Annotated in this window: 18 protein-coding genes; 9 read left to right on the top strand and 9 right to left on the bottom strand. The window is 41.4% G+C overall.

The genetic code is table 11. The annotated features are described in order from the left end of the window. Nucleotides 1-1,242: an amidohydrolase family protein gene (locus H5186_RS00650; RefSeq protein ID WP_145233072.1), complete on the top strand. Its 1,242-nt coding sequence runs from the start codon at nt 1-3 to the stop codon at nt 1,240-1,242. A gap of 148 nt (nt 1,243-1,390) precedes the next feature. Here H5186_RS00650 and H5186_RS00655 read toward each other — a convergent pair whose 3' ends face one another. Together H5186_RS00655 and cspD are read right to left on the bottom strand one after the other, a co-directional pair. Then, on the bottom strand, nt 1,391-3,613 hold the full coding sequence (locus tag H5186_RS00655) for an NADP-dependent isocitrate dehydrogenase (protein ID WP_145233392.1): 2,223 nt from the start codon (nt 3,611-3,613) through the stop codon (nt 1,391-1,393). Between the two features lie 729 nt (nt 3,614-4,342). Further along, nucleotides 4,343-4,558 carry a cold shock domain-containing protein CspD gene (gene cspD / locus H5186_RS00660; protein WP_054204685.1) on the bottom strand — a complete coding sequence of 72 codons (216 nt, stop codon included), beginning with the start codon at nt 4,556-4,558 and terminating at the stop codon, nt 4,343-4,345. Nucleotides 4,559-4,767: 209 nt separating this feature from the next. Between cspD and clpS the strand changes: the two genes are divergently transcribed. Continuing rightward, nucleotides 4,768-5,076 carry an ATP-dependent Clp protease adapter ClpS gene (clpS, locus tag H5186_RS00665; protein ID WP_179959204.1) on the top strand — a complete coding sequence of 103 codons (309 nt, stop codon included), beginning with the start codon at nt 4,768-4,770 and terminating at the stop codon, nt 5,074-5,076. Nucleotides 5,077-5,145: 69 nt separating this feature from the next. After that, complete coding sequence (gene clpA, locus H5186_RS00670) at nt 5,146-7,410, top strand: ATP-dependent Clp protease ATP-binding subunit ClpA (protein WP_145233074.1); 2,265 nt, start codon at nt 5,146-5,148, stop codon at nt 7,408-7,410. 176 nt (nt 7,411-7,586) lie between these two features. Here clpA and infA read toward each other — a convergent pair whose 3' ends face one another. The 5 genes from infA to trxB all read right to left on the bottom strand — a co-directional run bounded on the left by infA (nt 7,587) and on the right by trxB (nt 13,578). After that, nucleotides 7,587-7,805, bottom strand: a complete 219-nt coding sequence (infA, locus tag H5186_RS00675; RefSeq protein WP_002962494.1) for a translation initiation factor IF-1 — start codon at nt 7,803-7,805, stop codon at nt 7,587-7,589. A gap of 90 nt (nt 7,806-7,895) precedes the next feature. Then, nucleotides 7,896-8,600: an arginyltransferase gene (locus H5186_RS00680; RefSeq protein ID WP_182793944.1), complete on the bottom strand. Its 705-nt coding sequence runs from the start codon at nt 8,598-8,600 to the stop codon at nt 7,896-7,898. Beyond that, a complete protein-coding gene (gene aat, locus H5186_RS00685) occupies nt 8,593-9,309 on the bottom strand; it encodes a leucyl/phenylalanyl-tRNA--protein transferase (RefSeq protein WP_145233076.1) in 717 nt (238 codons plus the stop codon). Before aat ends, H5186_RS00680 begins: the two co-directional genes overlap by 8 nt. 177 nt (nt 9,310-9,486) lie before the next feature. Further along, the gene (locus H5186_RS00690; protein WP_182717360.1) at nt 9,487-12,300 is read right to left on the bottom strand and encodes a bifunctional aconitate hydratase 2/2-methylisocitrate dehydratase; all 2,814 of its coding nucleotides are present in this window, start codon (nt 12,298-12,300) and stop codon (nt 9,487-9,489) included. Nucleotides 12,301-12,627: 327 nt separating this feature from the next. Beyond that, entirely contained in the window at nt 12,628-13,578 is a 951-nt protein-coding gene (gene trxB / locus H5186_RS00695; RefSeq protein WP_182739767.1) for a thioredoxin-disulfide reductase, read from the bottom strand. A 288-nt stretch (nt 13,579-13,866) separates the two neighbouring features. Between trxB and pssA the strand changes: the two genes are divergently transcribed. The 3 genes from pssA (at nt 13,867) to H5186_RS00710 (ending at nt 16,322) form a co-directional block, all read left to right on the top strand. Further along, on the top strand, nt 13,867-15,192 hold the full coding sequence (gene pssA / locus H5186_RS00700) for a CDP-diacylglycerol--serine O-phosphatidyltransferase (RefSeq protein ID WP_149982341.1): 1,326 nt from the start codon (nt 13,867-13,869) through the stop codon (nt 15,190-15,192). A gap of 146 nt (nt 15,193-15,338) precedes the next feature. Continuing rightward, on the top strand, nt 15,339-15,791 hold the full coding sequence (locus H5186_RS00705; RefSeq protein ID WP_182785037.1) for a GNAT family N-acetyltransferase: 453 nt from the start codon (nt 15,339-15,341) through the stop codon (nt 15,789-15,791). Next, entirely contained in the window at nt 15,792-16,322 is a 531-nt protein-coding gene (locus H5186_RS00710; protein WP_182731288.1) for a GNAT family N-acetyltransferase, read from the top strand. Between the two features lie 69 nt (nt 16,323-16,391). On the opposite strand, the gene H5186_RS00715 is transcribed toward H5186_RS00710, so the two are convergent. Continuing rightward, nucleotides 16,392-17,174 (bottom strand): nucleoside-binding protein, encoded by a 783-nt coding sequence (locus H5186_RS00715; RefSeq protein WP_182785036.1) that lies wholly within the window; start codon nt 17,172-17,174, stop codon nt 16,392-16,394. Nucleotides 17,175-17,249: 75 nt separating this feature from the next. Next, nucleotides 17,250-18,563 carry a Na+/H+ antiporter NhaC family protein gene (locus H5186_RS00720; protein WP_182785041.1) on the bottom strand — a complete coding sequence of 438 codons (1,314 nt, stop codon included), beginning with the start codon at nt 18,561-18,563 and terminating at the stop codon, nt 17,250-17,252. Between the two features lie 265 nt (nt 18,564-18,828). Here H5186_RS00720 and dapB point away from each other — a divergent pair, with 265 nt between their 5' ends. The 3 genes from dapB (at nt 18,829) to carB (ending at nt 24,205) form a co-directional block, all read left to right on the top strand. Then, complete coding sequence (gene dapB / locus H5186_RS00725; protein ID WP_182785035.1) at nt 18,829-19,626, top strand: 4-hydroxy-tetrahydrodipicolinate reductase; 798 nt, start codon at nt 18,829-18,831, stop codon at nt 19,624-19,626. Nucleotides 19,627-19,833: 207 nt separating this feature from the next. After that, entirely contained in the window at nt 19,834-20,970 is a 1,137-nt protein-coding gene (gene carA / locus H5186_RS00730; RefSeq protein ID WP_145233083.1) for a glutamine-hydrolyzing carbamoyl-phosphate synthase small subunit, read from the top strand. A gap of 16 nt (nt 20,971-20,986) precedes the next feature. Further along, nucleotides 20,987-24,205, top strand: coding sequence for a carbamoyl-phosphate synthase large subunit (gene carB, locus H5186_RS00735; protein ID WP_149982336.1), 3,219 nt, complete (start codon nt 20,987-20,989; stop codon nt 24,203-24,205). The last annotated feature ends 45 nt before the right edge of the window (nt 24,206-24,250 follow it).

The following is a 24,250-nucleotide window of genomic DNA, read 5'->3' on the forward strand; positions in this document are numbered from 1 at the left end:
ATGACAAAATTAACACATTCATTTTCACTCTCGCTAGTTGCTGCTGGTTTGTTAGCAAGTACTGCGGTGAACGCCCAATCAGTCGCGATCATCAACGCCACTGTTCATACCTCAACTGAGCAAGGTATTTTACAAGGCGCTAGCATCATCATGGATGAAGGCAAAATTATTGCTATTAATCCTGCAACAGTCGAAGCTGATACGATTATTGATGCCAAAGGGCAAATTGTTACAGCTGGCTTTATTGGCAGCATGAATCAGTTAGGTCTAGTTGAAGTGGGCGCTGTTGCTGGCTCTCGCGATGCTGGCGATGATAAAGCGGGGATCGATTTTGATCCAAGCCTAGCATTTAATGCTCACTCAAGCTTGATCCCGTATGCACGTAAAGGTGGCATCACCCGTGATGTGATCACCCCTCATGGCGGAGAAAGTATTTTTGCAGGCCTTGCCAGCGTAGTTGATTTAAGCGGTGAGTTTGACAGTGTTAAGCAAACGCAAGTCGCGCTGGTAGTTAATTTAGGTGAGAAAAGCAAAGGCTCGCGCGCAATGTCGCTGAAAAACTTGATTGATAAGTTAGCAGCACATCAACAAAAAGCCAGCAAAAAAGATAAAAAAGACGATGCTGTACCAAGCACTGAAGATAAAGTGCTCGATAAAGTATTAGCGGGTGAAATGCCACTATTAGTAACGGCTTCTCGCGCCGCAGATATTATTGAGCTAATCAAAGTAAAACAACAGTTTTCACTTAATTTAGTGATTGCAGGCGCACAAGATGCCGTGGTTGTAAAAGAGCAATTAGCGCAAGCAAATGTTCCAGTCATTGTAAGTTCTATGGAGAGCTTGCCAGGCAGTTTTGATTCGCTACATGCGAGTTTAGATAATGCAGGCAAACTCGAAAAAGCAGGCGTAAAGGTGTTGTTGTCGATCGCAGGCGATGCCAGTCACAATGTTTATCAATTGCGTTTTGACGCGGGTAATGCGGTTTCTTATGGCATGACACAAGCGGGTGCATTAAAAGCGATAACAGCGAATGTTGCTGATGTATTTGGAATTAATGCCGGTAGTGTGGCGGTAGGTAAAGCTGCTGACTTAGTGATGTGGAACGATGATCCATTTGATTTTACTAGTCACGTAACTAAAATGTTTATTAACGGCGAAGAAGTTTCAACTGAAGCACGCCAAGATAAACTCCGTAAGCGTTATACTACTGACTCAGATATGCCTCGCGCATATACTAAGTAACTACGTTCAGCTTAGTAACTTGAACAATTTAAAGGCTGCATTTGCGGCCTTTTTGCTTTTTGTATCAGTGAAAAATAAAACATTATTTAAAAACCACAAAAAAGGCGCTCACTTTAACAGTGAGCGCCTTTTAAATTTAAATCGATACTTATACTAGTTTAGCTAAGATATCGTTAAATGTTGTGCTAGGGCGCATTGCTTTAAATGCTGCATCATCATTTGGTTGGAAATAACCACCGATGTTTACAGCTGGGCCTTGTGCATCGTTAAGTTCGTTAACGATTTGTTCTTTGTTGGTTTCTAAATCACTGGCGATTTGTGTGAACTGTGCTTTAAGTTCACTGTCATCGTTTTGCTTGGCAAGCTCTTGCGCCCAGAATAAAGATAGGAAGAAGTGAGAACCACGGTTATCAATTTCTTTCACTTTACGAGACGGTGATTTGTTTTCAGCAAGGAAAGTACCTGTTGCTTTATCAAGGGTATCAGCTAGCACTTGTGCTTTGTTGTTACCAGTATTTACAGCTAGGTGCTCAAGTGATGCCGCAAGTGCTAAAAACTCACCTAACGAATCCCAACGTAAGTGGTTTTCTTTTTCGAATTGTTGAACGTGCTTCGGTGCTGAACCACCCGCGCCAGTTTCAAATAAACCGCCGCCATTCATAAGTGGTACGATTGAAAGCATTTTTGCACTCGTACCAAGCTCAAGAATTGGGAATAAATCAGTTAGGTAATCACGTAATACGTTACCTGTTACTGAAATAGTATCTAGGCCATCTTTAATGCGTGCAAGAGAGAATAAGGTTGCTTCAAGTGGTGCAAGTATTTGAATATCAAGGCCAGATGTATCGTGGTCTGGCAAGTATGCGTTAACTTTTTTGATTAACTGTGCATCGTGTGCACGGTTTTCGTCAAGCCAGAAAATAGCAGGGTTACCGGTAGCGCGTGCACGGTTTACAGCTAATTTTACCCAATCTTGAATTGGTGCATCTTTAACTTGGCACATGCGCCATACATCGCCTTGCTCAACAGTGTGTTGTAGCAATACGTTGTCAGCACTATCAACAACACGGATCACACCATTTGCTGGTGCTTCAAATGTTTTGTCGTGTGAACCATATTCTTCAGCTTTTTGTGCCATTAGGCCAACGTTAGGAACGCTACCCATAGTGGTTGGATCAAATGCACCGTGTTCTTTACAGAAATCAATTGTTGCTTGATAAACACCAGAGTAACAACGATCAGGAATGACAAAGCTAGTATCTTGTAATTTACCTTCACTGTTCCACATTTGACCGCTTGAACGAATTGCAGCAGGCATAGACGCATCGATAATCACATCACTTGGTACGTGTAAGTTAGTGATACCACGATCAGAATCAACCATCGCAATTGCAGGGCGTGTAGCGTATACAGCGTCAATATCAGCTTCGATTTCAGCGCGTTTAGCATCGTCTAATGTTTGGATTTTAGCGTAAACATCACCAAGACCATTATTAACATCAACACCTAGCTCAGCAAATAAAGCGCCGTGCTTAGCAAAAACGTCTTTATAGAATACTTTTACCGCATGACCAAAGATGATTGGATCAGATACTTTCATCATGGTTGCTTTCATATGTAATGAAAACAGAATGCCTTTTTCTTTTGCAGCATCGATTTCAGCCGCTAAGAAAGCTTGTAGTTTCGTAATACTGATTGAAGATGCGTCAATCACTTCACCAGCAAGTAATGGCGTGCTTGCTTTAAGAACAGATACGTCGCCATTTTCAGCAACGTGCTCAATACGTACATCAGTAGCAGTATCGAGTGTTACTGATTGCTCAGAGCCAAAGAAATCGCCTTCGCTCATGCTCGCAACATTTGAAGCAGAATCTTTGCTCCATGCACCCATTGAATGTGGGTTATTACGTGCATATTCTTTTACAGAGCCAGGAGCACGACGATCAGAGTTACCTTCACGTAATACTGGGTTTACAGCACTACCTTTGATTTTGTCGTACGTTGCTTGAATTGCTTTTTCTTCATCTGTTTTAGGTTCAGCAGGGTAGTCTGGCAGTGCGTAACCTTTTGCTTGTAATTCTTTGATAACAGCACGTAATTGTGGAACTGATGCACTGATATTTGGTAATTTAATGATGTTTGCTTCAGGTTTTTTAGCCAGCTCGCCTAATTCAGCAAGCGCATCACCAATACGTTGTTCTTCAGTTAAATACTCAGAAAAGTTAGCAATAACACGACCCGCTAAAGAGATGTCACGTGTTTCAACTTCAACGCCTGCGGCATTAGTGTATGCTTGGATGATCGGCAGCAAAGAGTATGTTGCTAGTGCCGGAGCTTCGTCTGTTTTAGTGTAGATAATTTTTGATGTCATCATCATTCCTAGATAGTAGGCGTAAGAGCCATATTCAACAATGCAAAGAAATATCATCGCCATCATGCGTGCACGACGTGACAATGATCAGTCAGTTAGGTGTTAATACTGTTGATTAAATAATCACACCTGACGAACTGTATTTAATTTTATGTTATTTATAAACTAAGTAAATTAGCCATTAGCCTAATTATTAGTGTTTAAAGGGCCTTTTGAGGCTGCTTTTAAGCACCTAAGAGTGTAACAAGCTTGGCAACAAAGGGCTAATAACAAATATATACCCAAACCATCTCAAGATGCGAGTTTCAGTTGGAATTAAAAGCGATTTAGGCAAGGCATTGATTGCAAATAATAGTGGTTCTATTGTTAAAATCAATAACGCAGTATAAATCGCTTTTAAACCAACCCGTTGGGCGTTTCACAGGCACTTACTCTCATCGTTGTTACTTCTTAAAAGGGACTGCCATTGTTGCAAAGTAACGCCTTGATATTAAGCCCCTGTGAAACGCTGGATTCTGCATCTTGAGGTGGTTTGGGTATAACATGGGGGTATTAAAAAAGAATTTCAAGAGGAAGGACAGTTTTTGTTCATTCTGTACGTTTAATTTCTAATAGATTAAAAATGCCAGCTTTGAGTCTGAATGTATAATTTAATTGAGATTAAATAAATTTAGAGGAATTAAGCGAGGATCTTTACAGGTCGCTCGCTTTAGTCGAACGTCTAAACAACTACACTAACTCTTCGTTAGGCGCTATATTAGTCGCATGCATGCCTTTAGGGCCTTGCTGCAATTCGAATGTTACATCTTGACCAGCTTTAAGTGTTTTATAACCGTCCATTACAATCGTTGAGTAATGGGCGAATATATCATTCTCGCAGCCGTCTTCTACGATGAAACCAAAACCTTTGGCATTATTGAACCATTTGACTTTACCACAAGCCATACTTCTACATCCTTCTATAAGTTGACTAATTTAGTTATTCTAAACCGTATAGTTTGATAGACTGACTAAGGTTTAATCAATCTACAACTGACTGTAGTTTATTTCGCCGATCAGTCAAGTGTTTTAAACTATTTTTTTAACATTTAATTTATTTTTTATTCAAGTTTGCTTGAGTTCCAAAGACAAGACTATATTTAATTATGAGTGGCATGAAAGATTCAGGTGTTTTAGATACGGTTCGCGATAGTGAGAAGCAAAAACTGCAACCACCGCGAAAATACAAAGTCATTTTAAATAATGATGATTACACGCCAATGGACTTTGTGATAGAAGTACTAACGACGTTTTTTAATATGGATAGCGATAGAGCAACAGATGTGATGCTGCAAGTTCATCAAAATGGTCGCGCAATTTGCGGTGTTTATACCGCAGATGTAGCATATACCAAAGTTGAACAAGTTAACCGTTATGCACGAGATAACGAGCATCCACTGCTATGTAGTTGTGAGCAGGAATAATACCAAGGTAGGGTGATCAAAATACCCATCACAACGGTATAAAAATATTATCTCAGTAAGGGGTTGCTAATGCTAAACAAAGATTTAGAACTAACTTTAAACGCGGCGTTTCGCGAAGCGCGTACACGTCGCCATGAATTTATGACTGTAGAGCACCTATTACTTGCCCTACTTGATAATCCATCGGCTGGAGAAGCGCTACACGCCTGCGGGATTGATATGGCAGCATTAAAAGCTGAGCTATCAGAGTTTATTAATGAGACCACTCCAGTCATTCCTGATTTAGAAGAAGAACGTGAAACTCAACCAACACTTGGTTTTCAGCGGGTATTGCAACGCGCAGTATTTCATGTGCAATCATCGGGTAAAAACGAAGTAACAGGCGTCAATGTGCTGGTTGCCATTTTTTCAGAACAAGAAAGCCAAGCGGTTTACTTGCTGAAAAAAGCTGATATCTCGCGACTAGATATTGTGAACTTTATATCTCATGGTATCTCTAAAGCAGACGATGACATGGGCGGTGAAGATGCTGATGACATCCATGAAGAAGTACAAGCCGTTCAAGGCGAAGAGCCAAGTAAATTAGAAAACTTCACGTCTAATTTGAATGTACTCGCCCGTGAAGGGAATATCGACCCATTGGTGGGCCGTGATAGTGAAGTAGAGCGCACGGTACAAGTACTGTGTCGTCGTAAAAAGAATAATCCGTTATTAGTTGGCGAAGCTGGGGTAGGTAAAACTGCTATTGCTGAAGGTCTAGCGTATCGCATAGTGCATGAACAAGTACCCGAAGTGATTGCCGATGCTGTGGTGTACTCGTTAGATATGGGGGCATTACTTGCTGGTACTAAATACCGCGGTGATTTTGAAAAGCGCTTTAAAGCATTACTAAAAGAGCTTCAGGCGAAACCTGGCGCTATTTTGTTTATTGATGAGATCCATACCATAATTGGTGCCGGCGCAGCCTCTGGTGGCGTTATGGACGCATCTAACCTGCTTAAACCACTGCTTTCGAGCGGTAAGTTACGTTGTATGGGCTCAACTACCTATAACGAGTATAAAAATATCTTTGAAAAAGACCGTGCGTTAGTGCGCCGTTTTCAGAAAATTGATGTACTTGAACCAAGTGTCGCTGATACCACTAAAATACTTAATGGTTTAAAAGAACGTTACGAAGAGCATCATGGCATTCGCTATACGCAAAAAGCGTTAAAAGCGGCGGCAGAGCTCAGTGCTAAGTACATTAATGAGCGTCACTTACCTGATAAAGCCATTGATGTTATTGATGAAGCGGGTGCTAGCCAACGATTGCAACCGATCTCTAAACGCAAAAAAACCATTGGTGTGGCAGATATCGAATTGATCGTGGCAAAAATGGCGCGTATTCCGCAGCAAAGTGTGTCATCAAGCGATAAAGAGACTCTTAAAAATCTTGATCGTAACTTGAAGATGTTGGTATTTGGCCAAGATCAATCAATCGATGCACTAACCTCGGCCATTCGCTTATCACGTTCAGGCTTATCAAATGAAGATAAACCAGTCGGTTCGTTCTTGTTTGCAGGACCAACGGGTGTAGGTAAAACGGAGGTAACTAAACAGCTTGCAAAATGTATGGGTGTTGAGTTTATCCGTTTTGATATGTCTGAGTATGTTGAGCGCCACGCGGTAAGCCGTTTAATTGGTGCGCCTCCAGGCTACGTTGGTTTTGAACAAGGTGGTTTGTTAACTGAGGCTGTGATTAAAAATCCACATTCGGTTGTATTACTGGATGAGATTGAGAAAGCTCACTCAGATATTTACAATATCTTACTGCAAGTGATGGATCATGGCACGCTGACCGATAATAACGGCCGTAAAGCTGACTTTAGAAACGTTGTGGTGGTGATGACTACTAATGCGGGCGTACAAGAAACAGTACGTAAATCAATAGGCTTTACTGATCAAGATCATTCTCATGATGCGATGAGCGAAATCAATAAAGTATTTTCGCCAGAATTTAGAAACCGCCTAGATAACATCATTTGGTTTAACCACCTTGATCGTGATGTAACTTTACTGGTTGTTGATAAATTTATTGTTGAGTTACAAGCGCAGCTGGATAAAAAGTCAGTTAATCTTGAGCTTACTAATAAAGCGCGGGAATGGTTGGCAGATAAAGGCTACGATAAAGCTATGGGCGCACGTCCAATGGGCCGCGTGATCCAAGAGCAATTGAAAAAGCCGCTGGCAAACGAGATCTTATTTGGGCAACTTATCGACGGTGGCACAGTGAAAGTGTCTATCAAAGATAAAAAATTGCGTTTTGATTATGAAACGAATTTAACACCTGCATAATTACAGCGTTAAATAGAAAACAAAAAGCCCAGCAATTGCTGGGCTTTTTGTTTATTAAATGTAATTGTTAGTTTAGCTATCAATTACATTTAATAAACGCTTCAAGCTAATGTAGAAAGTAACTAAGTTACTCAGACAACTTAGCTAAAAACTTGATATTTCGTTAACGCACTAACTTAGCGAGCACGGAATACGATGCGACCTTTTGATAAATCGTATGGGGTCATTTCTACGGTAACTTTATCGCCGGTTAAAATGCGGATATAGTTTTTACGCATTTTACCTGAAATGTGAGCCACAACTACGTGACCATTTTCAAGCTCAACTCGGAACATTGTATTTGGTAAAGTATCAAGGACCGTCCCTTGCATTTCGATTACGTCTTCTTTCGCCATGTTTAGCGTAACACCTCTTTAATAGTTAAACGATGCAGATTCTGCCGAAAATACACCAATAAGTAAAGCCGCAGTAGGCATTTTTGTAAATTAAATAGCCAGCCACTGGTCTGCAACCCTATTTTGGGCAGGTAAAAATTGGGTTTTGTAACGCATTTTTGCACATTCATCAATTTGATAACCTAAATAGACAAATTCTTTATCGTATTGTTTGGCGAATTTGAGCTGCTCTAAAATCATAATTGTGCCCACACTGAAGTGCTCATAATCAGGATCAAAAAAAGTGTAAATAGCAGAAACAGCGTTGTGCATACAATCAGTTACCGCCACTGCAACCAGTTTCTCTTGGTCCCATAATTCAATAAAAGTAATTGGTAACCAGTGACAAAATATAAAGCTGTTAAACTGACTCTGTTCTGGTGGGTACATAGAACCGTCTTGGTGACGCTCGGTAATGTATTTACTGTATAACGGAAAGTATTCAGGGCGTTGTTGGTCTGAGTATTTCACGCAAAAGGCATTTTTTGCTTTATTAAGTTTACGTTTTTGTGATTTTGTCGGTAAAAATGCCTTAGCTAATACACGCACAGACTTACATGCGCTGCAAACAGGGCAGTGTGGTCGGTAAATTTGGTCACCACTACGGCGAAAACCGAGGGCCAGTAATTGCTCAAATTTGCCCGGGGTATAACAACTTGGATCCAAAATGACTAATAATTGCTCTTGGCGATCGGCTAGGTAGCTACAATGAAATTGTTGGCTTAAACCTAAACGAGCAGGTAAGTGTTCAGTCATAAATAGCGATAAGCTCCTGAGGTTGCCACATTGTTGTTGGAATAATAAACTCTTCTGCTTGTTTTAGTTTAGTTAAAAATTCTGAGCGCGGTAGCACTTTTTCACCTAAAGTGACTAAATAAGGATTCTCAAGCTGACAGTCAATAAAATGCGCATGGTGACGTTTCAACCAATTGACCAATGCCCACATGGCTAATTTTGAACAATTAGCTTGATGATGGAACATTGATTCGCCGCAAAATACGCCATGCTGCATAATACCGTACAAGCCACCAACAAGTTTGTCGTCTGACCAGATTTCTAAACTATGCGCTAAGCCTGCTTTATGTGCATCTTTATAAGCGTTGAGCATTTTTTTTGTGATCCAGGTGCCATCGGTTTCTAATCGTTGTTGGCGACAGGCTTCAATCACCTGAGTAAATTCGGTATTAATAGTCACTTTAACCGGATTTTTTTTCAGATGCTTGCGTAAGCTTCGGCTAATATGAAATTCATCGAGTTCAATGATGCCGCGCATACTTGGCGACCACCACATAATTGGCTCGTATTCACTAAACCATGGAAAAATACCGTAGCGATAGGCATTTTTTAATCGCGTTACAGATAAGCATCCACCAATGGCAAGTAAACCATCTGGATCATCTAATGCATGGGTGGGATCAGGAAAAGCAAAGTGGCTTTTAGCGAGTTGATAAAGTTGTTTAGTCATAACACCGATTGAATAACTGAATGATCAAGATAAAGTGTAACCTGTTGCTTTAAATTCACAAACCACAAATTATTGTGTTATCCATAGCCTCGTACAGGGCTTACTTCTGATAGGCAAATTGTAGGCATAAAAAAGCGCGTTAAAAAACGCGCTTAATTGAACCATTAACTAATCGAATTAGCTAACCACTTTTACGGGTACTGCTTGACCTGCGTTGAACTTAGTTGTCATCGCTTCTTCAACAGGTACAAACGATGTAAGGTCAATACCTTCAACTGCAGACTTATACTCTTCGATAGTCGGGAAACGACCAAGAACAGAAGAAAGTACTACAACTGGCGTTGACCCCAGTAGTGACTCACCTTTTTTCTCAGATGTATCAGCTACTACACGGCCTTGGAACAGACGTGTTGACGTTGCGATAACAGTGTCACCAGGTTCAGCTTTTTCTTGGTTACCCATACATAGGTTACAACCAGGGCGTTCTAGGTATAAGATATTTTCATACTTAGTACGTGCAGCCGTTTTTGGTTTTGCATCGTCAAATTCAAACCCTGCGTATTTAGCAAGGATATCCCAATCGCCTTCCGCTTTAAGCTCATCAACAATGTTATATGTTGGTGGCGCAACGACCAATGGCGCTTTGAATGAGATAGAACCGTTTTTCTTCTCAAGGTTACGTAGCATGTGAGCAATAATTTTCATATCGCCTTTATGAACCATACACGAACCAACAAAAGCTAAATCAACAGGCTTGTCGTTGTAAAAAGAAACAGGGCGGATCACATCGTGAGTATAACGCTTAGAAACATCATCGTTATTTACATCTGGATCGGCAATCATTGGCTCAACGATTTGGTCTAAATCAACCACAACTTCTGCGTGGTATTTAGCATTATCGTCTGGAGAAAGTGCTGGCTCTTCACCAGATTGAATACCTGCAATACGCTTGTCGGCTAAGTCGATTAGACCTTGTAGCGTTTGCGCCTCGTTATCCATCCCTTTGTTGATCATGATTTGGATACGTGACTTAGCAAGTTCAATTGACTTAATTAACGTTTCATCATTTGAAATACAGATTGATGCTTTCGCTTTCATCTCTGCAGTCCAGTCAGTGAAGGTAAACGCTTGGTCAGCCATAAGAGTACCAATATGCACTTCAATGATGCGACCTTGGAACACGTTTTCGCCACCAAATTGCTTAAGCATTTGCGCTTGCGTTGCATGTACAACGTCGCGGAAATCCATGTGCTTAGCCATTTTGCCTTTAAACGTAACTTTAACTGAATCAGGAATTGGCATCGCTGATTCACCCGTTGCAAGTGCAACAGCAACCGTACCCGAGTCGGCACCAAAGGCAACACCTTTAGACATACGTGTATGCGAGTCACCACCGATGATGATTGCGCGGTCATCAATAGTAATGTCGTTCAATACTTTGTGAATAACGTCAGTCATTGCATGATAAACGCCTTTCGGGTCACGTGCAGTGATCAAACCAAACTTATTCATGAACGCCATTAGTTTAGGAATGTTTGCTTGCGCTTTGCTATCCCATACAGATGCAGTGTGACAACCAGACTGATATGCACCATCAACAAGAGGTGAAATCGTAGAAGCAGCCATGGCTTCTAATTCTTGTGCTGTCATTGGGCCGGTTGTATCTTGCGAACCAACGATGTTCACTTTAACGCGAACATTTGAGCCTGCGTGAAGTGGCGTATCTGATAGTACACCTACTGCATTACGGTTAAAGATTTTTTCAACCGCTGTTAAGCCTTGGCCTTCATGTGAAATTTCTTTTGAAGGTGCATACACAAGTGGAGTTTCAATGCCGAGTGTTTCAGCAGCAAACGTTTGTAGTTTTTTACCGAATACAACAGCGTAAGAACCACCGGCTCTCATGAATTCAACTTTTTGCGGTGTGAATGCTGACGAAATATCAACAAGTTCTTTATCACCGTTATAAAGCTTTTTCTCTTTAGTATTGATTGTTAACACAGTACCGGTAGCAACAGAGTACGCTTCTTCAAGCACTGCATCACCATTGTCATCAGTCACTGTATTGCCGTTTGCGTCTACTTTTTTAACCCAGTTTTTAAGGTCAAGACCAATACCGCCAGTTACATCAACCGTTGTTAAAAAGATTGGCGCAATACCATTAGTACCTGCAACAACAGGTGCAATGTTGATGAAAGGAACGTATGGGCTTGCTTGTTTACCCGCCCAAAGTGCTACGTTATTCACACCAGACATACGAGATGAACCAACGCCCATCGTGCCTTTTTCAGCAATAAGCATTACTTTAGCGTTAGGGTGTTTCTTTTGAAGCGCAACAATTTCTTGCTGTGCTTCTTCAGTGATCATGCATTTACCGTGTAGTTCACGGTCAGCACGTGAATGTGCTTGGTTACCTGGAGACAGTAAATCAGTTGAGATGTCGCCTTCACCGGCGATATAGGTTACTACATCGATTTTTTCTTCGATGTCAGGTAATTTTGTGAAGAATTCAGCTTGTGCGAAGCTCTCTAGTAATTCTTTAGCAATTGCATTGCCTGCTTCGTATGCCGCTTTTATGCGAGCCATATCTGCATCGTATAAGAATACTTGAGTCTTAAGTACTTCAGCCGCTTGTGCTGCGATTGTTGCGTCATCAGCAAATACTAAATCAATTAGCATTTCAATTGACGGGCCGCCTTTCATGTGTGAAAGCAGTTCAAATGCGAATTCTGGAGTGATCTCTGCAACTTGCTCTTCACCCAAAATAATTTCTTTTAGAAACTGTGCTTTAACGCCCGCAGCACTGGTTGTTCCTGGTAATGTATTAAAAATAAAGAAATGCAGTGAATCTTTACGGTGCTCGTTATTAGTATCTTTAATTTGATTAATGATTTCTGATACTAGTTCAGCGCTATCGATTGGTTGTGGGTTTAATCCAAGCTCCGTTTTACGGGTTTGGATTTCTTCCATATATTTTGTATACAAACTCATAGAAAACTCTCGGTATTTTACTTGATATGAAGTTAAGCATTTTAACTGATTTTACAGTCTCTAGTAATGCCTAAATGAATAAAGCTTTTCTGCCTAACTATAATTATAGCTAGTTTTACTTACTATACTTTGACGATATTCATTGCTCGAACTTAGATCCTATCGCACCTAAGCCATTAATTGTATAAATATGATTGATTCCGAGTATAAGTGTGGTGAATGTTGATGCGACTGCAATGAGTACTTTTCGGTGTTGGATGAGCCTTTATAATTTTGGGCCACAAAAAAAGGGCTGAAAATTCAGCCCTTACTATATGTTGTGTAAACTTATAGGTTATCTAAGAAACGCTCAGCATCAAGTGCTGCCATACAGCCAGTACCAGCAGAAGTGATTGCTTGACGGTAGATATGATCAGACACATCACCTGCAGCAAAAACACCTGGTACACTTGTTTGTGTTGCATTGCCGTTTAGGCCTGACTCAACCACTAAGTAGCCGTCTTTCATTTCAAGTTGGCCAACAAACATATCAGTATTTGGTTTATGACCGATTGCAATAAATACGCCCGCTAACTCAATTTCTTCCGTGGCTTCTGAGTTTGCATCCTTGATACGAACACCGGTAACACCCATTTGGTCGCCCAGTACTTCATCAAGCGTACGGTTATAATGCATGACTACGTTACCGTTTGCAGCTTTTTCAGCGAGGCGATCGGCTAAGATTTTTTCACTGCGGAAGCTATCACGACGGTGAATTACATGTACTTCATCAGCAATGTTCGATAAATAAAGCGCTTCTTCAACCGCGGTATTACCACCGCCAACAACCGCAACTTTTTGACCTTTATAGAAAAAACCATCACAGGTTGCACATGCAGACACACCACGGCCTTGGAAGTTAGTTTCAGACTCTAGGCCCAAGTACTTAGCAGATGCACCCGTTGCAATGATCAGCGCATCACACGTGTAAGTACCTTGGTCGCCAGTTAGCGTGAAAGGGCGCTTAGTTACATCAACAGTGTGAATGTGATCAAAGACAATTTCAGTTTCAAAACGCTCGGCATGCTCTTTCATACGATCCATTAATGCAGGACCTGTTAAACCGTGAGCATCGCCCGGCCAGTTTTCAACTTCAGTCGTTGTTGTAAGTTGACCGCCTTGTTGCATACCGGTGATCAATACCGGGTTTAAATTTGCGCGTGCTGCGTAAACTGCTGCAGTGTAACCCGCAGGTCCAGATCCTAAAATTAGCAACTTACAATGTTTTACTTCACTCATGTTTTTATATCCTAAACGTTTAATAGCGTATTAATGCGCTCGATTTTAAGAGAAACAAGAGGGAAGTAAATAAAAGCGGCGATTATTTTTTTTTCTAAATCACAAAGCTGTCAAATATTGTGTACTAGAATCATGATAAGTGTACGATTTGTATGATATCTGAGCTATTAATTCAGTATTAACTCAGCATGCGACGTTAATTCATGACCAAGCTGTGTTTTTTTGATATGTTTTAACTAATTTTGATTTGTGACCCTGATTAAGGGTGACCTAAGTGAATAGGCAATTATGTTATTTTGGCAGGAAAAACCCGCGTACGGGTTGACTTCAAAAGACGTTAACGTCTTAACCAATGCACAAGAATATCGCACGCATTTACTAGCACTGATTGCGCAGGCAAAAACACGTATTTATATTACGACACTTTATCTGCAAGATGATGAAGCAGGGCGTGAAGTGTTAGCAGCGTTACATCAGGCTTCATTAGCAAACCCCGCATTAGATGTAAAAGTGTTGGTTGACTTTCATCGTGCCCAACGCGGTTTAATTGGTGCGGCAAAGTCAGATGGTAACGCCAGTTTATATTGTGAATATCAAGAAAAATATCAATCAAATGTACAAATTTTTGGCGTACCAGTAAAAGCAAAAGAACTTTTTGGAGTGCTGCATTTAAAAGGTTTTGTAATTGATGATACGCTGCTTTACAGCGGTGCGAGTTTAAATAATGTGTATTTGCAGTATCAAGAGCGCTACCGGTTAGATCGCTATTTTTTAGTCGAGCAGGCCTCACTATGTGATTCTGTGATTGACTTTATTGAACATGAATTGTTGAGTTCTGAAGCCGTTCCACGTATTGATGTGCGGCCTTTAACAAAGTTTAATGATATTAAAATCGCACAAAAACAATTGATGCGTTCATTAAAGCAAGCTAACTACGCTCACAGTGTGGAGCAAAATGAGCAAGCACTTGGCGTGCGACTATTTTTAGGACTGGGACGACGTAATAACGAGCTTAATCGTGTGATCAAATCCTTATTTGATGCCACCGAGCAAGAGTTAGTGCTGTATACCCCATACTTTAATTTTCCTGCACCGTTAATGCGTTCCTTGCGCCGCTTACTAAAACAGGGCAAGCAAGTAACAATCGTAGTAGGCGATAAAACGGCGAATGATTTTTACCTGCCACCAAGTGAACCATTTAGTAAAATAGGTGCTTTGCCATACTTGTATGAAACGATTTTGCATAAATTTTTAAAATCGCAAAAGCGCCATATTATTAACGGTAATTTAAATGTGTATTTGTGGCAGCATGAAAGTAACTCATTTCATTTGAAAGGTATTTGTGCTGATCGTAAATATCATTTATTGAGTGGTCATAATTTAAATCCTCGTGCCTGGGGATTAGATATCGAAAATGGCATTTTATTAGAAGATCCTGAGCAAAGTCTCATGCCAGCAATCGACAATGAAAGAGCCGAGATATTACAACACTGTCGTCGTTTAAACGGTGCCGAAGATTTAGAAACCATGGACGATTACCCGCCAGCGGTTAAAAAACTGCTGGGGCAAGCTAAGCGTGTCAAAGTTGATTTTATTATTAAGCGTTTTATTTAACGCAAAGTTAGAGACTAAAATGTAAGTACTATAAAAGCAGCGGTTACGCTGCTTTTTGTTGATTTAGCCTCGGAGCTGTTGCCCAATTCCGCTACAATATTTTGCAAAACTGATGATGGTTATTTTAATATTCAAAGGAACTAACAATGCTTATTAAATCCGCCGAGAAAAAAGATTACGCCTCTTTAATTGAGATCTGGGAAGCTTGCGTTTCTCATACTCATGACTTTTTAACCCAACAACACATTGATGAACTGAAACCATTGATTTTGGCACATTATTTTGATGCTGTTAGTCTTTTTTGTTGTAAAGACAACAGTGGAAAAATAATCGGGTTTATTGGCGTTGCTGGCGGCAATATTGAAATGCTGTTTGTTGAGCCGACTTTCTTTGCGAAGGGGGTTGGCACGTTATTAATTAATTACGCGATTGATAATTTAGCGGCAACTCATGTTGATGTTAACGAGCAAAACCCTAAAGCCCAAGGTTTTTATTTAAGTAGAGGGTTTGAGCAAATAGGGCGCTCTGAATTAGATGGTCAAGGAAAGCCGTTTCCGCTGCTACATATGCGTTTAGCAAAAGTAGCTGAGGCTGACTAAATGGAACTGGTGATTTCAGATTCAATAACTTTAAAGCCATTAGATATTAGTCACGCAGTTGAACTTTACCAAGTTATCGCCGATAGTCGGGAAAATCTGAGTCAATTTTTACCTTGGGTGGATGACGTAATAGATGTTAATTCAACTAAACGTTATATATATGAACGACTACATAGCGGTAAAGCAGGTTCTCAGTGGTTTGCGGTATATATAGAGGATCGCTTAAGCGGTGTATTTGGTATTAAACACATTGATCCTGACAGTAAGGGTGCTGAATGCGGTTATTGGTTAGCTGATTTTGCACGCGGGCAAAGAGCCATGAATCAAGTGCTTACTAAAATAGTGCCTTATATAAAAAATAATAGTCATGCAAAAGTGATTGAGTTTTGTTGTTTAGAGGAAAACTTAGCGAGTATAAAGGTTGTGCAACGCGCAGGCGCACAATTTAAATATTATCAAAAAGAGACATCAATCTTCCTTGCTAATCAGCAACAGCAGCGTTTAGGTGTTTATGAAATAAAGCTAACGTGATCTGTGTTCATGGTAAGTAAAAAAAGCGCAATACAATTGATATCGCGCTTTATTATTATCGCTAACTCGCTAAAACGTCCACTCAACATGAAATTGCGGTACCGACTCAGTGGTATCGGTCCCTAGCTTGTTGTGCCAATATTGCCACTCAAGGCCAAGTAGTAAGGTGTTTTCTTTCATGCTGATGGCATTACCCAAGTCCCAAGTAATGATAGGCTGCGCTAAGATCCACGCCTTAACATCTTCACCAAATTCATTTTCGCGCTCAGCAATATATTCAACATGGCCAGTTACATTAAATTTTTGTGAACCAATCGAAAACGGGTAACCCCATGCAACATCTAGCATCCAGCTGTTAGTTTCAATAGGCGCGCCGCCACGCGCAACACCCTCGTTATCATCTATATAGGCCGTAACTAGGGTTGATAAAAAACTAAATCCTGGCGCTTGCCAATTTACTTTAACACCGGGTAAATACTTCAATACTTTAGCATCACCTGCGGCGTTAAAGCCCGCTGTTAATCCAACGTCAGCAATAGCGCCAAACGAAAAGTCATTACCGGTTATTTTAGAAAGGCTAAAAGTTGAATACCATTCGCCATAAAAGTCACGGTCTTGATAGCCATCATCAACATTATCATTAATGTAATCTATGAAGAAAAAGTTATCACCATAGTCATAGCCAGAGGCGTGTTGCAGTGAAGCGATTGATGTACCTGCTTCTTGTTCAGTAAATGGGTTTTTAAAATCGCCGTAGTTTAAATGTAGTTGCGTTGTGCTCCAATTTGCAGCAAAGCTAGATGTACTAACTGCACAAAGGGCGAATAAAGATAATGTTGATTTTATATTCATAACTATATGTTTAATGGGGAGTAAAGTGCAAAGTATAGCAGATACGCCCAAACGTGAGCGCATCTGCTTAAGTATTTATGCCTTATTTCGGCGTAGGCAAATTACAGCTATAGCAGTAAATGCCAATATAAAGCAGTAGTAAGATGAGGTTGATACTTGCCACGGGCTAATTTTAAATGTTGCGCCAAGTAGTAACGCTTGTGCACCATAAGGGAGAGATCCTTGCGTAACACAGGCGAAAATATCCAGTAAGCTTGCTGAACGCTTACCGCTGATCTCACCATCATCGGCAAGTTTTTTGGCGATAGGACCGGCAACAATAATCGACACGGTATTATTCGCTATACATACGTTGCTGGTCATAACTAACGCGGCAATACCAAGTTGATCTGCCACTTTTCGGTGCCATTTTGCAATGACTTTAGTAATGGCTTGAATCTTTTGCGCGATATAATCAAGGCCACCGTTAATACGAATAAACTCTGATAAGCCACCAATAAACATCGACAGCAAGAATATTTCTTGCATATCAGTAAAGCCCTTATAAATGTCTTTTACAAAGCTGGCACCTTCATAACTGCCAGTAAAGCCCATCAGTGCCGCAAATATAATACCGCTGAACAGCACCACAAATACATTAAAGCCCATCACCGCTAGTACTAAAATAAATGCATAAGGTAGTACTAATAGAATATCGTAATCTTTAGTGTCTACTGCTTGAGCCGCAGGAGTTAAAAAGAATAATAAACCAATAGTGAGGATAGCTGCTGGCAATGCGATTTTTAAATTCTCACGGAATTTATCTTTCATCTCACAGCCTTGGGTACGCGTTGCAGCAATGGTGGTATCAGAAATAATTGATAAGTTATCGCCAAACATCGCACCTGACACAATCGTACCTGCCATTAATGCTGGATCAATGCCTGTTTTAATTGATACCGCATAAGCAATCGGGCCGATGGCCCCGATAGTCCCCATTGAGGTACCCATGGCGGTTGATACAACTGCAGCAATTAAAAATAAACCCGGTAGCAGCAAAGCAGGAGGAATAAGTGATAAACCGGCATTTACAACAGCGTCAACACCCCCTGTAGCGCCGGCAACGGCGGAGAAAGCACCTGCAAGTAAGTAAATTAAACACATGGTAATGATGTTATTGTGACCAGCACCTTTTATAAAGGTTTCTACACTGTGATTAATGGTGTTTTTATTAAGGATAAACGCCAGCATGATCGCCGGTAAAATCGCAACTGGGGCAGGGAGCTGATAAAAAGCGTAATCGACCCCTTGTGATTGCAGGTATAAACCCGCGCCTAAAAATAAGGCGACAAACGTAAGTAGCGGCAGCAAAGATAACTTTGCATTAGTTTTATTAAATGATGGCTGCATCATATTCCTCGTTAGATAACTCATAGACAACTAGTGCAGCAAAAACATCCTTCTTTTAGCAGCATTTAGTTGTGTGCTTATCAAAGTGATAAGTAACTCAACAGCGCCCGCAAGCCAAAGACCAAATCGGCGCAAAGAAAGAAGTTTAAATGTATAGATGGCTAAAGTCTATGGGTATCTGTTATTATTATTTTAAAAGGCGTACCTGACTATTACATGAGTTTTAGATAAAATCTAGCCAACATAAAAGCAAAGGTTAATTAAAATGAATCGAATTGGCGTATTTGGCGCGAACGGAAGAATGGGGTTAGCACTAGTTGAAGCCGCACATAAGAATAATCATGCCGAGCTCGGTGCAGCCTATGTACGTAGTAGTTCACCTTTATTAAATATTGCTGTTAATCAATTGAATAGTGCAGCCCCTCCGACTGTTAATTTCAGTGATGAGCGCAGCGTAGAGAACATTGACGTATTGATTGATTTTACATTGCCAGCAGGCATGCGTGAGCATCTAAAAACAGCTGTGGCACAAAATATCCCGATGGTGATTGGCACCACCGGTTTAAATGACGACGATATGCTGGCGTTACAAACGGCTGCCAAGCAGATTCCAATTGTGTTTGCGCGAAATTACAGCGTAGGCGTAAATTTACTGTTGAATTTAGTGCAAACCGCCGCCACTAAATTTGGTGATGATTTAGATATCGAAATTTTTGAAGCGCATCATCGCCATAAAATAGATGCGCCATCAGGCACTGCACTTGCCATTGGTGAGGCAATTGCCGATGCAAAAGGGTGGGTGCATGATGAGGTTGCGGTATTTGATCGCAGCCGAGTAGAAACAGAAAAATCGCAAAATGAAATTGGTTATTCGGTGCTCCGAGGCGGAGATATAGTTGGTGAACATACCGCATATTTCGCAACTTCTGGCGAAAGGCTTGAATTAACTCATAAAGCAAGTTCTCGAATGACCTTTGCATTAGGCGCAGTAAGAGCTGCGGGCTGGTTGAAAAATAAGCCTGCAGGACTTTATGACATGCAAGATGTCCTCGACTTGAAGTAGTTTAGTTACTTTTTTGGGTGTTTGGTGGCTTTTTTGGCTTATAGGGCTTATTTTTACTGATTATTGAAATAGGGTTAGACCTAAAAGGCAAATTACTATAAAATAGCGCTAATTTGCCAAAAATTCATAATTGCGTGTTTCCAATCGCTATAAACGGGTAGTAAAGCAAATGACTTTACTCCCGTTTTTTACTGTTAGGAGGTTAACTTGACTAAATCCGCTCTGTTAGTTCTAGAAGACGGCACAGTGTTTCGCGGTACTGCAATCGGCGCTGACGGCATGTCTGTCGGTGAAGTAGTATTCAATACATCAATGACTGGTTATCAGGAAATTCTGACTGACCCTTCATACGCGGAACAAATCGTAACTTTGACGTACCCACACATAGGTAATACGGGTACTAACAGCGAAGACGAAGAAGCGAGTCACATTTGGGCTAAAGGCCTAGTGATCCGTGATTTGCCACTGCTAGCAAGTAATTTCCGTAACGAGCAATCGTTAGATGATTACTTAAAAGAACGTAATATCTTAGGTATTGCAGACATAGACACCCGTAAGCTTACCCGTATTTTGCGCGATAAAGGCGCTCAAAACGGTTGTATTATTGCAGGTGACGAATTAGATGAAAACCAAGCGCTCGCAGCTGCGCAAGCCTTCCCAGGCTTAAAAGGTATGGATTTAGCGAAAGTAGTATCAACCAAGGAAAATTTCGAGTGGCGTGAATCAAGCTGGACATTAGGCGCAGGGTTCAAAACTCTAAACGCAGCCGATGAAAAGTTTCACGTTGTTGCTTATGATTTCGGTGTGAAGCGTAATATTCTCCGTATGCTTGTAGACCGTGGTTGTAAATTAACCGTTGTACCTGCACAAACCTCGGCAGCTGACGTGTTAGCACTTAACCCAGATGGTATCTTCTTATCGAATGGCCCAGGCGATCCTGAACCGTGTACTTACGCCATTGAAGCAATTAAAGCCTTTTTAGAAACTGAAATTCCTATTTTTGGTATCTGTTTAGGTCACCAATTGTTAGCCCTTGCCTCGGGTGCAAAAACAGTGAAAATGAAGTTTGGTCATCACGGTGGTAACCACCCAGTGAAAGATTTAGACCGTAACGTAGTAATGATCACTGCGCAAAACCATGGTTTTGCTGCCGATGAAACAACGTTACCAGATAACCTTCGTGCTACGCATAAATCGTTATTTGACGGAACGTTGCAAGGTATTCACCGCACCGACAAACCTGCTTTTAGCTTCCAAGGTCACCCTGAAGCAAGCCCAGGTCCACACGATGCAGCCCCATTATTTGACCACTTCATCGATTTGATGCAAGCGCGTAACAACTAATTAAACCGGAGTAACAATGCCAAAACGTACCGACATAAAAAGCATTCTTATCCTAGGCGCAGGCCCGATTGTAATCGGCCAAGCCTGTGAATTTGACTACTCTGGTGCTCAAGCGTGTAAAGCACTTAGAGAAGAAGGCTATCGAGTTATTTTAGTTAACTCAAACCCTGCAACAATTATGACCGATCCTGATATGGCTGATGCGACCTACATCGAGCCAATTCATTGGGAAGTGGTAGAAAAAATCATTGAAAAAGAAAAGCCAGATGCAGTACTACCTACAATGGGTGGTCAAACCGCATTGAACTGTGCGCTAGAACTAGACAAGCACGGTGTATTGGCAAAGCATGGTGTTGAGCTAATTGGCGCAACAGCTGATGCAATCGATAAAGCAGAAAACCGCGAACGTTTCGATATCGCAATGAGAAATATCGGTTTAGAATGCCCGCGTGCTGAAATTGCTCATTCAATGGATGAAGCAAAAGACATCATCAAACGCATTGGTTTACCGTGTATTATTCGACCTTCTTTCACTATGGGCGGCACCGGCGGCGGTGTGGCGTATAACTTAGAAGAGTTTGAAGAAATTTGTGAACGCGGTTTAGACCTTTCTCCAACCAGCGAGCTATTGATTGATGAATCATTGATCGGTTGGAAAGAGTACGAAATGGAAGTTGTGCGTGACAAAAACGACAACTGCATTATCGTTTGTGCAATTGAAAACTTTGACCCAATGGGTGTTCATACTGGCGATTCAATCACCGTTGCTCCTGCGCAAACATTAACTGACAAAGAATACCAATTAATGCGTAATGCCTCTATGGCAGTACTGCGTGAAATTGGTGTTGAAACAGGTGGCTCAAACGTACAGTTTGGTGTTAATCCTGATGACGGCCGTATGGTTATTATCGAGATGAACCCACGTGTATCACGTTCATCAGCACTTGCTTCAAAAGCAACCGGTTTCCCGATTGCTAAAATCGCGGCTAAGCTAGCGGTAGGCTACACACTTGATGAACTACAAAACGACATCACCGGTGGTAAAACACCTGCGTCGTTCGAGCCATCAATCGACTATGTAGTAACAAAAATTCCTCGCTTTAACTTTGAAAAATTTGCTGGTGCAAACGACCGTTTAACCACGCAAATGAAATCTGTAGGCGAAGTAATGGCGATTGGTCGTAACCAACAAGAGTCGTTACAAAAAGCATTACGTGGTCTGGAAGTTGGCGCAACGGGTTTCAACCCAATCGTGGCACTTGACGATCCGAAAGCGAAAGAGAAAATCATCCGTGAATTACGTGAGCCAGGCGCTGAGCGTATTTGGTATATTGCTGATGCAATGCGTCACGGCATGAGCGTTGAAGAAGTGTTTCAGTTAACCAAAGTTGACCGTTGGTACTTAGTACAGATTGAAGATATCTTAAAAGACGAAGCTAAAATTGCCGAAGTGGGCATGGCTGGCTTAAGCGCTGATTTCCTTCGTAAGTTAAAACGTAAAGGTTTTGCTGATCCTCGTATCGCTGAAATTGCCGGTGTGTCTGAAGCTGAAATTCGTAAAAAGCGTCATTTATTAAACATCGTGCCAGTATACAAGCGCGTTGATACGTGCGCTGCAGAATTTAGCTCTGATACTGCATACATGTACTCAACGTACGATGAAGAGTGTGAAGCTAACCCATCTGATCGTGATAAAATCATGGTTATTGGTGGCGGTCCTAACCGTATCGGTCAAGGTATTGAATTTGATTACTGTTGTGTTCACGCAGCCCTTGCACTACGTGAAGACGGTTACGAAACTATCATGGTTAACTGTAACCCTGAAACGGTTTCTACCGACTACGATACGTCAGACCGTTTATACTTTGAACCAATTACCCTTGAAGACGTACTTGAAATCGTACGTGTAGAAAAGCCTGTTGGTGTAATCGTGCAATACGGTGGTCAAACACCACTTAAACTTGCCCGTGAACTTGAAGCTAACGGCGTGCCAGTAATTGGTACTTCACCAGATGCGATTGACCGTGCAGAAGACCGTGAGCGTTTCCAACAACTTGTTGAGCGTTTAAACCTGCTTCAGCCTGAAAATGCCACTGTGACTTCAACTGAAGAAGCGATTTTAAAATCAGCTGAAATTGGTTTCCCACTGGTTGTACGTCCTTCGTATGTACTAGGTGGTCGCGCAATGGAAATTGTGTATGACGAGCAAGACTTACGTCGTTACATGACCGAAGCCGTATCTGCATCAAATGAAGCACCAGTACTACTTGACCGTTTCTTAGATAATGCGATTGAAGTTGACGTTGACGCAATTTGCGACGGCGAGCAAGTGATCATCGGCGGCATCATGGAACACATTGAACAAGCGGGTGTTCACTCAGGTGACTCAGCCTGTTCATTACCAGCCCATTCGTTATCACAAGAAGTGCAAGACGTAATGCGCAAGCAAGTAACTGACATGGCACTGGAGCTTGGCGTGGTTGGTTTGATGAATACACAGTTTGCTGTTAAAGATGGCAAAGTGTACTTAATCGAAGTAAACCCACGTGCAGCGCGTACGGTACCGTTCGTATCAAAAGCGACCGGTGTGGCACTTGCAAAAGTAGCGGCACGTTGTATGGCGGGTCAATCTTTAGCAAGCCAAGGCATTACTAAAGAAGTGATACCACCTTACTACAGCGTAAAAGAAGTGGTATTGCCATTTGCTAAGTTCCAAGGTGTGGATCCTATCCGTGGCCCTGAAATGCGCTCTACTGGTGAAGTAATGGGTGTCGGTGATACATTCGCCGAAGCCTTTGCAAAAGCACAATTAGGTGCAAGCAACACTTTACCACGCGGTGGCCGCGCGTTACTATCTGTGCGTAATAGCGATAAGCCACGTATTGTTGAACTAGCTAAAACCATGACAGACCTAGGTTTTGAACTAGATGCAACAGGTGGCACAGCCGCTGCACTTGAAGATGCTGGTATTGCAGTACGTCGTGTAAACAAAGTATTTGAAGGTCGCCCGCACATTCTTGATAGAATCAAAAATGGCGAGTATAGCTATATCGTTAATACTACCGAAGGTCGCCAAGCGATCGAAGATTCGAAGGTGTTACGTCGTGGTGCATTGCAACACAAAACTAACTATACAACGACCTTGAATGCGGCATTTGCTAACTGTACTGCTAACCAAGCAGACGACCGCAGCAAAGTGACGTCAGTTCAAGAACTACACCTGCGATTGAACTAAGGAAATGTGCCAAGGCCGTTTATCGGCCTTGGGATTAAGTGAGAA

Origin of the sequence: Pseudoalteromonas sp. SG41-2, from assembly GCF_014164535.1 — a bacterium.
In the GTDB taxonomy this organism is placed as follows: Bacteria; Pseudomonadota; Gammaproteobacteria; order Enterobacterales; family Alteromonadaceae; genus Pseudoalteromonas; species Pseudoalteromonas rhizosphaerae.

Bases quoted from the DNA above. Each gene is read 5' to 3' on its own strand.
- clpS (WP_179959204.1), top strand. From the start codon at position 4,768: ATGAAAGATTCAGGTGTTTTAGATACGGTTCGCGATAGTGAGAAGCAA.
- H5186_RS00720 (WP_182785041.1), bottom strand. From the start codon at position 18,563: ATGCAGCCATCATTTAATAAAACTAATGCAAAGTTATCTTTGCTGCCG.
- infA (WP_002962494.1), bottom strand. From the start codon at position 7,805: ATGGCGAAAGAAGACGTAATCGAAATGCAAGGGACGGTCCTTGATACT.
- cspD (WP_054204685.1), bottom strand. From the start codon at position 4,558: ATGGCTTGTGGTAAAGTCAAATGGTTCAATAATGCCAAAGGTTTTGGT.
- H5186_RS00680 (WP_182793944.1), bottom strand. From the start codon at position 8,600: ATGACTGAACACTTACCTGCTCGTTTAGGTTTAAGCCAACAATTTCAT.
- dapB (WP_182785035.1), top strand. From the start codon at position 18,829: ATGAATCGAATTGGCGTATTTGGCGCGAACGGAAGAATGGGGTTAGCA.
- H5186_RS00655 (WP_145233392.1), bottom strand. From the start codon at position 3,613: ATGACATCAAAAATTATCTACACTAAAACAGACGAAGCTCCGGCACTA.
- aat (WP_145233076.1), bottom strand. From the start codon at position 9,309: ATGACTAAACAACTTTATCAACTCGCTAAAAGCCACTTTGCTTTTCCT.
- H5186_RS00705 (WP_182785037.1), top strand. From the start codon at position 15,339: ATGCTTATTAAATCCGCCGAGAAAAAAGATTACGCCTCTTTAATTGAG.
- clpA (WP_145233074.1), top strand. From the start codon at position 5,146: ATGCTAAACAAAGATTTAGAACTAACTTTAAACGCGGCGTTTCGCGAA.
- H5186_RS00690 (WP_182717360.1), bottom strand. From the start codon at position 12,300: ATGAGTTTGTATACAAAATATATGGAAGAAATCCAAACCCGTAAAACG.
- H5186_RS00715 (WP_182785036.1), bottom strand. From the start codon at position 17,174: ATGAATATAAAATCAACATTATCTTTATTCGCCCTTTGTGCAGTTAGT.
- H5186_RS00650 (WP_145233072.1), top strand. From the start codon at position 1: ATGACAAAATTAACACATTCATTTTCACTCTCGCTAGTTGCTGCTGGT.
- pssA (WP_149982341.1), top strand. From the start codon at position 13,867: ATGTTATTTTGGCAGGAAAAACCCGCGTACGGGTTGACTTCAAAAGAC.
- trxB (WP_182739767.1), bottom strand. From the start codon at position 13,578: ATGAGTGAAGTAAAACATTGTAAGTTGCTAATTTTAGGATCTGGACCT.
- carB (WP_149982336.1), top strand. From the start codon at position 20,987: ATGCCAAAACGTACCGACATAAAAAGCATTCTTATCCTAGGCGCAGGC.
- H5186_RS00710 (WP_182731288.1), top strand. From the start codon at position 15,792: ATGGAACTGGTGATTTCAGATTCAATAACTTTAAAGCCATTAGATATT.